The organism is Stenotrophomonas sp. 05L44_2, assembly GCF_056665995.1.
This window is the reverse complement of record NZ_JBFTNR010000066.1, coordinates 1-9482: the sequence shown is the minus strand read 5'-3', so window position 1 is coordinate 9482 and position 9482 is coordinate 1. Positions and strand designations below refer to the sequence as shown.

At 66.9% G+C, this 9482-nt stretch carries 8 protein-coding genes; 3 read left to right on the top strand and 5 right to left on the bottom strand.

What is annotated here, in order from left to right; genetic code table 11:
- The 4 genes from AC1VAN_RS03950 to AC1VAN_RS03935 all read right to left on the bottom strand — a co-directional run.
- A partial coding sequence (locus tag AC1VAN_RS03950; protein ID WP_480985307.1) for a M2 family metallopeptidase occupies positions 1-1356 on the bottom strand: 1356 nt, incomplete at its 3' end.
- 613 nt (positions 1357-1969) lie between these two features.
- On the bottom strand, positions 1970-3619 hold the full coding sequence (locus AC1VAN_RS03945) for a phosphoethanolamine transferase (protein ID WP_480985306.1): 1650 nt from the start codon (positions 3617-3619) through the stop codon (positions 1970-1972).
- Positions 3616-4368 carry a phosphatase PAP2 family protein gene (locus tag AC1VAN_RS03940; RefSeq protein ID WP_032977237.1) on the bottom strand — a complete coding sequence of 251 codons (753 nt, stop codon included), beginning with the start codon at positions 4366-4368 and terminating at the stop codon, positions 3616-3618. Before AC1VAN_RS03940 ends, AC1VAN_RS03945 begins: the two co-directional genes overlap by 4 nt.
- 112 nt (positions 4369-4480) lie before the next feature.
- Complete coding sequence (locus tag AC1VAN_RS03935) at positions 4481-6184, bottom strand: ArnT family glycosyltransferase (protein WP_480985305.1); 1704 nt, start codon at positions 6182-6184, stop codon at positions 4481-4483.
- A 132-nt stretch (positions 6185-6316) separates the two neighbouring features.
- Between AC1VAN_RS03935 and AC1VAN_RS03930 the strand changes: the two genes are divergently transcribed.
- Positions 6317-7027 (top strand): response regulator transcription factor, encoded by a 711-nt coding sequence (locus AC1VAN_RS03930; protein WP_025877081.1) that lies wholly within the window; start codon positions 6317-6319, stop codon positions 7025-7027.
- Positions 7017-8297 carry a sensor histidine kinase gene (locus AC1VAN_RS03925; protein ID WP_032951976.1) on the top strand — a complete coding sequence of 427 codons (1281 nt, stop codon included), beginning with the start codon at positions 7017-7019 and terminating at the stop codon, positions 8295-8297. Before AC1VAN_RS03930 ends, AC1VAN_RS03925 begins: the two co-directional genes overlap by 11 nt.
- 87 nt (positions 8298-8384) lie before the next feature.
- On the opposite strand, the gene AC1VAN_RS03920 is transcribed toward AC1VAN_RS03925, so the two are convergent.
- On the bottom strand, positions 8385-8774 hold the full coding sequence (locus AC1VAN_RS03920) for a VOC family protein (RefSeq protein ID WP_025877085.1): 390 nt from the start codon (positions 8772-8774) through the stop codon (positions 8385-8387).
- 156 nt (positions 8775-8930) lie between these two features.
- Between AC1VAN_RS03920 and AC1VAN_RS03915 the strand changes: the two genes are divergently transcribed.
- The coding region (locus tag AC1VAN_RS03915) for a DUF819 family protein (RefSeq protein ID WP_480985304.1) at positions 8931-9482 on the top strand (552 nt) is incomplete at its 3' end.

The following is a 9482-nucleotide window of genomic DNA, read 5'->3' as shown; positions in this document are numbered from 1 at the left end:
CGCCAGCACGATGGTGTCGCCGATCGCTTCATGGAAGCCATCGTTGGCGCCGCCCTGGAACAGCGGCGGCAGCGGGTTGTAGGCCAGGTCGTAATAGATGTGGCCCAGCTCGTGGTAGATGGTGGTGAAGTTCTCTTCGTTGGGCTTGATGCACATCTTGGTGCGCACATCGCCTTCCATGTTCATGTCCCACGCACTGGCGTGGCAGACCACGTCGCGGTCATCGGGCTTGATGAACTGGGTCTTGTCCCAGTACGACTGCGGCAACGACGGCATGCCCAGCGATACGTAGAAATCCTGTGCACGCTCGGTCATCTGCTTGGCGGTGCGCAGTTCGGCCTCGCGTTGCGCCTTGTACTGCGCGGCTACGTTCGCATCCTTGCCGGCCTTGGCCAGCGCCGCGCTCAGGTTGGTCTGGTACTGCTTTTCCAGCGCTGCAGTGATGTCCAGGCTGCCGGCGCCCGGGTACGGTTCCAGCTGGTCCCACAGGTTGGACCAGTCCTGCTGCCACATGTTGCCCATCAGGTGCGCGGCGATCAGGCCGTTGCCCACCTCGGCCTTGTCCTTGCCATAGGTCTTGTCCAGCTTGCCGCGCGCGTAGCAGTGCAGCTGCTCGTACATCGGCTTGACCTGTTCCCACAGGCGATCGGTTTCCGGGCCGATCTGCTCCGGCGGCATGTCATAGCCACTGCGCCACATCTGCCCGGCATCGGTGAAGCCCATGCCCTTGGCACCTTCATTCACCAGGCCGACGAACTTCTGGTAATCACCGCGCATGCTCTTGGTGGTGCTGTGCCAGCCCTGCCAGGCATCGAGCTGCTGGTCATAGTCGCGGCTGCGCGCCAGCACCTGCTCCAGTTCGCCCAGCTGGCGGCAGGAGTTGGGATCGTTGGCGTCGGTGCAGTACTTGCCTGCGCCGTAGCTGCCTTCCATGCGGGTGGCGATCTGGGTCAGTTCGGCCAGCTTGGCCGGGTCGCGCGGCGCCGGCATCGACGACATCAGCTTCAGCAGGTGGATCGCGCGCTTGCTGTCTTCGCTCATCGGCTTGCCGTCGAACTTGCCGGCCTGCTCGATCCAGCTGTTGAGCTGGGTCAGCGAACGCTCGTTGGCCTTGGCCGCGATGCGCTCTGAATCGCTGTTGATGTAGGTGGAGGACAGCCACTGCGCCGAGGTCATCTCCGGGTAGGCCGCCTTGAATTCGGCATTGATGCGGGCCACGAACTGGTCAGCGGTTTCGCCGGCCGGTGCACTGCTGCTGGCGGTCTCGGTGCCTGGGGCGGCTTCCTTCTTGCAGGCGGCCAGGGCCAGCGTGGCGGCGGCGATTGCCGAGGCCAGCAGGAGATGACGGTGTTTCACGGGCGATCCTTGGGTGGTGAACGACCGCCGAAGGCTAGTGGGCAGGCGTTGCCACCGCAAGTGGCGGAAGTCGGCCGGGCGGCGCCCAGGGACCGCGACATCGCATGCGCGCTGTCGCTCCCACGCTTCGCTGCGCGAAACGTGGGCCCCACTTACCAGCTCCCAGACCCCCGCCGCTTCGCGGCCGCCCCCTGACTCAGGGGGCTCTGCCCCAGACGCAATTCGGTGATGGCAGTAGATCCACGCCATGCGTGGATGAGATCTGTCAGAAATCGAGACTCAAATTCGGATCCGACCCCGTGCCGACCAACGGTCGGCACCCACCAACAGCAGCGGARATCTGTCGAAGGCGGGGTGGGTCCGGTTGCGGGGGCGTRAGCGCCATGGGCCCGAGGYATGCCTCGGGCGGGYTGGGCAGGACGCCCAACCCCGGWCTTGCCGTGTGCGCAGGACAGCGCACACGAGCAAGGCGCGACCGAGCCTCCATGGACGGATTTACGGCGTCCCCCGCAACCGGACCCACCCCGCCTACCCACAGGAACCCCGCTGTTGCTGTTGCTTCGGCCGTTGCCGTTGCCTCTGCGGGTGCAGGGCGCAGCCCTGCCGACAAACCCTAACTCTCGCAGCCGGCGAACAGGTCGCGATCCCGCTCGTACAGCGAGGTTTTCACCTGCATCAGCCCCAGCACCGACGGGAACAGGTTGTCGTGGTCGGTGTAGCTGGCCGAGCGCTTGCGCACGCACTGCAGGTCCAGTCCACGGCTGCTGGCGAAGCCCGGCGAGAACCACATCGTCATCGGCACCCGGGTCTGCTCGGCCGGTGCGATCGCGTACGGCACACCGTGCAGGTACAGGCCCTTTTCGCCCAGCGATTCACCGTGGTCGGACAGGTAGATCATCGCCGTGTCGTAGTCCTGCAGGCCCTGCAGCGTGCCGATGGTCTTGCTCAGGAAGTGATCGGTGTACAGCACGGCGTTGTCGTAACTGTTGGTGATCTCTTCGCGCGAGCAGCGACCAATGTCCTGGGTGTCACAGGTCGGGGTGAAGCGACGGAAGGCGGCCGGGTAGCGCTCGAAATAGGCCGGGCCATGGTTGCCCAGCTGGTGCAGCACCACCACTCGATCACCCGGGCGCGCACGCACCTGCGTCGCCAGGTCCTGCAGCAGGATCTCGTCCATGCAACGGCCATCGGCACACAGCCCCGGCGTGGTCGCGTCCGACAGCGACTGGAAGTCCAGGCCCTCGCATACGCCCTTGCAGCCGGACTGGTTGTCGCGCCACAGCGGCGCGATGCCCGCGCGGTTCAGTACATGCAGCAGCGACTGGTGCGCACGGATCTTCTTCTCGTCATACTCGTGGCGTCCCCATGGCGAGAACAGGCAGGGCAGCGAAACCTCGGTGCTGGTGCCGCAGGAGTGCATGTCCGGGAAATTGACCACCGCCGCCTGGGCCAGCTCCGGCGTGGTGTTGCGGCCACCATTCAAGCCCCAGTTCTGCGCGCGTACCGTTTCGCCCATCACGATCACCAGCAGGCGTGGCTTGCTCGTTGCTRCGCGCGGGGTCGCCTTGGCATCGGTACCAATCGGCAGCTTCGGCGCGCGTTGCACCGGGTTGTCGCCGCGCAGCGCACGCGGCAGCCCCAGCAGCACATTGGCCGGCGTTGCCAGGTAGCGCACTTCGCGCTGGTTGCGCATCAAGGCCGACACATCCTGGAAGGACACCAGCGCGCCACCGAGTGCGGTGACCGCAGCGACCAGCAGGAAGCCGATGCGCCACAGCAGGCTGCGGCCCCAGCTGCGGCGGCGCAGGTCAACACGCCACAGCACCACCATCGGCAACACAGCCAGCAGCAGGACCGGCCACAGCAGCGACACCGTCATCAGTTCGCGGCTTTCCTTGGGGTCGGTAGCCAGCACGTTGCGCAGCATGTCCGCATCCAGATAGATGTGGTAACGGCTCATGTAGTGCGCGGCAAACGCGGTGACCAGCAGCAGCACGCTGATCACCACCTTGGCATTCCAGCGCCACACCAGGATGCCCAGCAGCACACCGTGTGCACCCAGCAGCAGCAACAACAGCGAAAGCGCATAGCGCAGGCTGCCCGGATGGCTGGCCATGGCGCTGTGCCAGAACAGGCCATTGCCGGCCACAGCGAAGAACAGGCTGGTCAGCACGATCAGTGCTTCGGTGGACAGCTGTGGCCGCCATGCGCGGATGCTGGCCAGTGTCGGCAGCCGCAAGGAACGTTGGACCGATGCGTTCATGCAACCGCCTCCTGGCGGGTCGAGCGATCCAACTGGCGGCGGACCACCAGATACAGGCCCAGCGACAGCAGCCAACAGATCAAGGCGGTGGCAACGTCATGCGAAAGGAAGTGGGCGCCGCGCAGCTGTTGGCCGATGCCGAACACCAGGCCGCTGCCGAGGCCGATCCACAGCCCGGCCCAACGCCAGGCGGGGCGCCACAGCAGCGCGAAGAAGTACAGGCACATCCATGCGTATCCCGCGCTTGCGTGGCCGGCGGGGAAGCAGGCGCGGGCGGCCATGCCGGTCGGGCGGCTGCTGAGAAGACCGACGAACGGATCGTGTCCGCCATAGCGCAGCAGATCCCACGGGCAGTCCATCGGCACCAGCGACTTCAGCAGCGAGATCAGCCCGGTGCCGAGTGCCACGGCCACCACCACATACAGCAGCGCCCAACGCAGCGTGCGATCGCGGCCGCGGCGCCAGTGGTGGAAGCACAGCAGCATCGCCACCAGTGCCGCAGCGGTGCTCAGCCACTTGCCGGCCTTGTGCACCACCGAACGCGTCAGCCATGCATCCTGCAGCGCCCAGCGGCCGCCTTCCAGCCGGAACAGATGGTCGGCCAGCCACTGGTCGCCACCCAGGCCCATCAGCACGGTGAACACCGCAACGCCGATGACAGAAGGCAGCCAAAGATGGGTAACGGCAAAACGCGACGCCAGCAGCGAGGGCGCAAAGGAGACTGCCGGGACAAGAGGGCGAGCGGGCATGCAGGGAAGGGGCCGTTACGGGAATCCGCGGCCATGCTCGTCACTGGCATGTCGGAGAAGGGTCGTACACGCGTTTGCGCCGGGTTAATCGGTGCCCGGCGCGCATCATCGTTCAGTCTTCTTCGTCGTTGGCGCCTGCACGCTCGGCATGGCAGGCCGCATCCCAGGCGGTGCCCGGAAGCAACTGCCAACGATTGCGATTGGCAACACCGATCTCGATGACCTGGGCCGGATCGACACAGGGGCTCATGGCCTTGTCCAGTACCAGCAGCCAGCGCTTGTCCGGCGCCTCGGCCAACCATGGACCGGCGTCGTGCCACTGCTCTGCCCACGGCCGCTTGAAGCCGAACTCGCGCACCGGCCGGTCGGCCTGCAGCAGGTTCTGTTCGCGCCAGGCCACCAGCGCCAGTTCCGCATCGGGGCCGATCCGTGTGCCCACCCGGCGCATCACCGCCGACGCCGAGGCGTAGGGGTCCAGCGCCGGTATCAGCACCAGTCCGTACAGCATCCACAGCAGGCCGTGGGTGAGCAGTACCAGCGTGGCCGCGCGTCGTATCCGCAGCCACACCGCCAGCGTCGCCACGGCGATGGCGAAGGTCAGCAGGCCATCTCCGAACACGGGCAGCAGGGTGTCGGGCATCGCCCGCCGTGCCAGCTGCGCCTGCGCCCAGGGGCTGTCGGTCAGCATCATCACGCCAAGCGCGCCGGTGGCCAGCATCAGCAGCAGGCTGTAGCCGAACAGATAGCGACGCACGCACAGGCGACGCAGCAGGCCGGGCAACAGCGGCGCCACCGCCAGTGCCATCGCCGGCAGCATCGGCAGCACGTACACCTCGCGCTTGCCCGGGCTGGCAGTGAAGAACAGCAGGACCAGCGCGGCCCAGCCCAGCAGCAGCCACTGGCGCTGGTCGCCGCGACGCAGCCGGCGCCACCACGGTTTGACCATCAGCGGCAGCAGCAGCGCACCCGGCAGCCACAGCGTGGCGATCACCTGCAGGTAGTACCAGACCGGCTGGCGATGGTGCCAGGCGTTGGCATAGCGGGTGCCGGTCTGCTTGAACAACAGTTCGTGGGCGTACGACTGCAGTGATGCACTGGGTTCATGCAGCAGCGCCCAGCCCAGCGGTGCCAGCCACACCGCCGTGCCCARCAGGAAGGCCGGAATCAGCCACAGCAGGCTGGCGGGGTGGGGGCCGTCCACCGGCCGGCCGCGACGGCGCTGGTACAGCCGCCAGCCCAGCCAGGGCAGCACCATCAGCAAGGGCAGGAAGCCCACCCCCTTGGTCACCGTGCCGACGCCGGCGGCGAAGCCGGCCAGCCACAGGGCCGGCAGGTTGCGGCGCTCGCAGAGGTGGCGCAGCAGGCCCCACAGGGCCAGCGTGGTCATGCCCACCAGCACCATGTCGATCTGCGCGCGCTTGGCCATCAGGCCGAACTGCAGGGTGCAGAACAGTGCGCCAAGCGCGTACAACGAATGCCGTGGCGACCATAGCCGGCGTGCCAGGTCGGACACCAGCCACAGGCTGAGCAGCGCGGCCAGCAGCGACGGCAGCAGGAACGACCACTGCCAGCTGCCGACCACCTGGTGGGCGGCGGCCTGCAGCCACATGAACACCGGCGGCTTCTCGGCGTACAGCTCGCTGCCCCGGTGTGGCAGCAGCCACTCGCCGCTCTCCACCATGGCACGTGCGGCCAGCACGAAGCGTGGTTCGTCCGGTGGCTGCGGCTGGCGCATGCCAAGCCCGGCCGCCAGCGCCATCACGATCAACAACCACAGCAGCGGCAGGTGCCAACGGCGGGRCAGGGCAACGGGCACGGCAGGCTCCGGGAGCAAAACGGCCATTCTGATGAGGGGCACGTGGGAAAGCCGTCGGAGCGGCCGGCATGGCGACCGCATTCCGACATCCGCAGCGCTACCATGGCATGAACTTCCGTGGATGTTTCGTGCATGCGCCTGTTGGTGATCGAGGACAACCGCCAGTTGGTGGCCAACCTGTTCGACTATTTCGAGTCGCGCGGGCATGTGCTCGACGTGGCCCCGGATGGCATCACCGGCCTGCACCTKGCCGGCAGCCACCCGTATGACGCGGTGATCCTGGACTGGATGCTGCCGCGCATGGAAGGCCCGGAGGTGCTGCGGCGGCTGCGCTCCGAGCAYGCCTCGGAAGTGCCGGTGATCATGCTGACCGCACGCGACGAACTGCCGGACAAGATCGCCGGCTTCCGGGCCGGCGCAGATGATTACCTGACCAAGCCATTCGCACTGCCGGAACTGGAAGTGCGCCTGGAGGCGCTGCTGCTGCGCGCGCAGGGTCGCAATCCGCGCAAGCGCCTGCAGGTGGGCGACCTGGTGCTGGACCTGGCCAGCCTGGAGGCGCAGCGCGCCGGCCAGGTGCTGCACCTGTACCCGGCCTGCCGCAAGCTGCTGGAAGTACTGATGCGCGCCAGCCCGGGTGCGGTCACCCGGCAGCAGCTGGAATTCGCCCTGTGGGGTGACGAACCACCGGACGGTGACCTGCTGCGCTCGCATGTGTACGAACTGCGCCGCAGCGTGGACGGCCCCTTTGCCGACAAGCTGATCCACACCCTGCCACGGGTGGGCTACCGGCTGGCGTCCACCGCAGGCGCGGACGCACGGAACGATGACGATGGCGCGTAAGCCCGGGCCGCTGTATCGGCGGGTGGTGTGGTGGCTGCTGGGCTACCTGGCGCTGATTTCGCTGGCGGTGTTCAGTGTGGGCAACTACGTGCACGAACACGCCGAGCACGCGGCGTGGCGCGCGCTGCTCAATTCCGAACTGGACAGCATCGTCGAGCACACCGAGCACGAGCCGCACTATCGCTGGCAGGACTCGGACACGCTGAGCCTGTTCCGCTTCAATGAAGCCAACATGCCCGCCAGCCTGCGCACCCTGCATCCGGGGTTGCATGACGGGGTGATGATCGGCGAGCGCGAGACGGCGGTGATGGTGCGCGATACCGGCTCGATGGGGCGGGTTGCGCTGGCCCTGGACATCTCCGATTTCCACGATCTTGAACAATTCGCAACGCGCTGGGTGATGCTGGCCGGCATCATCATGATCTTCGTCACCGTGTTGATGGCCTCCTTCGGCATGGAGCGCATGGTGCGCCCCTTGAGCCTGCTGGCCCAGCACATCGGTGCACTGCGGCCCGGCGTGCAGGGCCAGCGCATTGACGTCGATCCGCGCGGCAGTTCCGAGCTGCACACCATCGCCGATGCGCTGAACGATTACCTTGATCGCAACGAGCAGTTCGTCGAGCGCGAGCGGGTGTTCATCAGTACCGCAAGCCATGAACTGCGCACGCCGATCGCAGTGATGACCGGTGCCGCCGAACTGGCGCTGGAGCAGCCCGGCCTGCCTGAGCGCGCACGACAGCAGATGCAGCGTGTGCTGCGTACCGCGCAGGGCGTTGAGCAGCTGATCGAGCTGTTGCTGGTGCTGGCGCGTGATCCCGCTCGCCTGGCTGCCCGTGCCGAGCGCATCGCGCTGGACCAGCTGCTGCCGGAGATCGTCGACGACCATCGCCACCTGCTGGGCGACAAGGACCTGAGCATCGGCATCCAGGCCGCGCCGGTCGACATCGTCGCGCCGCTGGCGGTGGTGCAGGCAGCGATCGGCAACCTGCTGCGCAATGCCATCGAGAACAGCGGCCGCGGTCATATCGAGCTGCGCCTGACCTCGGCAGCGGTGTTGACCCTGCAGGACCCCGGCCATGGCATGAGCCCGGAGGAGATCGCAGCGATCCACGCGCGGATGGCCCGCGGTGAGCGCGGCGACCGCGGCGGCATCGGCCTGGAACTGATCGCGCGGCTGTGCGAGCACCTGGGCTGGACCCTGCAGCTGCAGCCCTGCCAGCCGCGCGGCACCCTGGCCTCGCTCGACTTTGGTACATCGCGGCCAGGCTGACCTGTCCGTCGACCAAGGTCGACGCCTACCAGGCAATGGCCGCGTGCGTTCCGGTAGGTGCCAACCTTGCTTGGCACGCTGGCCGCGTCACCGCCCCGTTGGCCGCGCCACGTGCTGGTCGATCAGGATCACGTTGCCATCGGGATCGGTCAGCTGCAGATAGGCCGGACCTTCGCCATCGGGATCGGCACGCGCCGTGAGCGCGATGCCCTTGGCGTCCAGCTCGGCCTGCACCTCACGCACGTCCTGGAAGGACGCCAGTTCCTGCTTGTGCTGGTCCCAGCCGGGATTGAAGGTGAGCAGGTTGCCCTCGAACATGCCCTGGAACAGGCCGACCACGATGCCGTTGTTGCGCAGTACCAACCAGTTCTGCGCCGCATCACCACCGGTCACCGAGAACCCCAGCGCTTCGTAGAACGCACGTGAGGTGGCCAGGTCCTTCACCGCCAGGCTGACTGAAAAAGCGCCGAGTTGCATGGGGCAGGCTCCAGTAGGGAATGCAGCGATTCTCGGCAGGCCGACGCGCTGCCGCAAGCAGCGCAGCATGACCCTGCGTGAAGACTATGTTAATTTCGACCCGCGCCGCTTATGCGGCGCTTTTCTTTTCCGCTCTTTCGATCGACAGAGGATCCCATGCCGACCGAACCCGCTACTGCCCTGATCAGCAACGACATCGTTGGCCTTGGTCTGATCGCCGCCACCCTTGCCCTGATCTTCTGGGCCGCCAGTGGCCCGACGCCCCTGCTGAAGAAGATCTTCGCCTGGGTGCCTGCACTGCTGCTGTGCTATTTCATCCCCGCCATCTACAACACCGCCGGTGTCATCGATGGCCACAACACCTCGCTGTACAACCCGGTCGCCCGCGATGTGCTGTTGCCGGCGGCGCTGGTCCTGCTGACCCTGTCGATCGACCTGAAGGGCATCGCCAAGCTGGGGCCGAAGCTGCTGCTGGTGTTCTGCGCCGGCACCGCCGGCATCATGCTCGGCGCCATCGTCTCCTTCCAGGTGATGAAGCTGATCCATCCGGAAACCGTGGCTGGCGACACCTGGGCCGGGATGGCCGCGTTGGCCGGCAGCTGGATCGGCGGTGGCGCCAACATGGTCGCCATGCGCGAAGTGTTCGGCACCGATGCCACCACCTTCGGCCAGTTCGCGGTGGTCGACGTGGCCTGCGCCAGCCTGTGG

Coding starts and splice junctions, on each gene's coding strand:
- AC1VAN_RS03940 (WP_032977237.1), bottom strand. CDS start 4,368: ATGCCCGCTCGCCCTCTTGTCCCGGCAGTCTCCTTTGCGCCCTCGCTG.
- AC1VAN_RS03925 (WP_032951976.1), top strand. CDS start 7,017: ATGGCGCGTAAGCCCGGGCCGCTGTATCGGCGGGTGGTGTGGTGGCTG.
- AC1VAN_RS03920 (WP_025877085.1), bottom strand. CDS start 8,774: ATGCAACTCGGCGCTTTTTCAGTCAGCCTGGCGGTGAAGGACCTGGCC.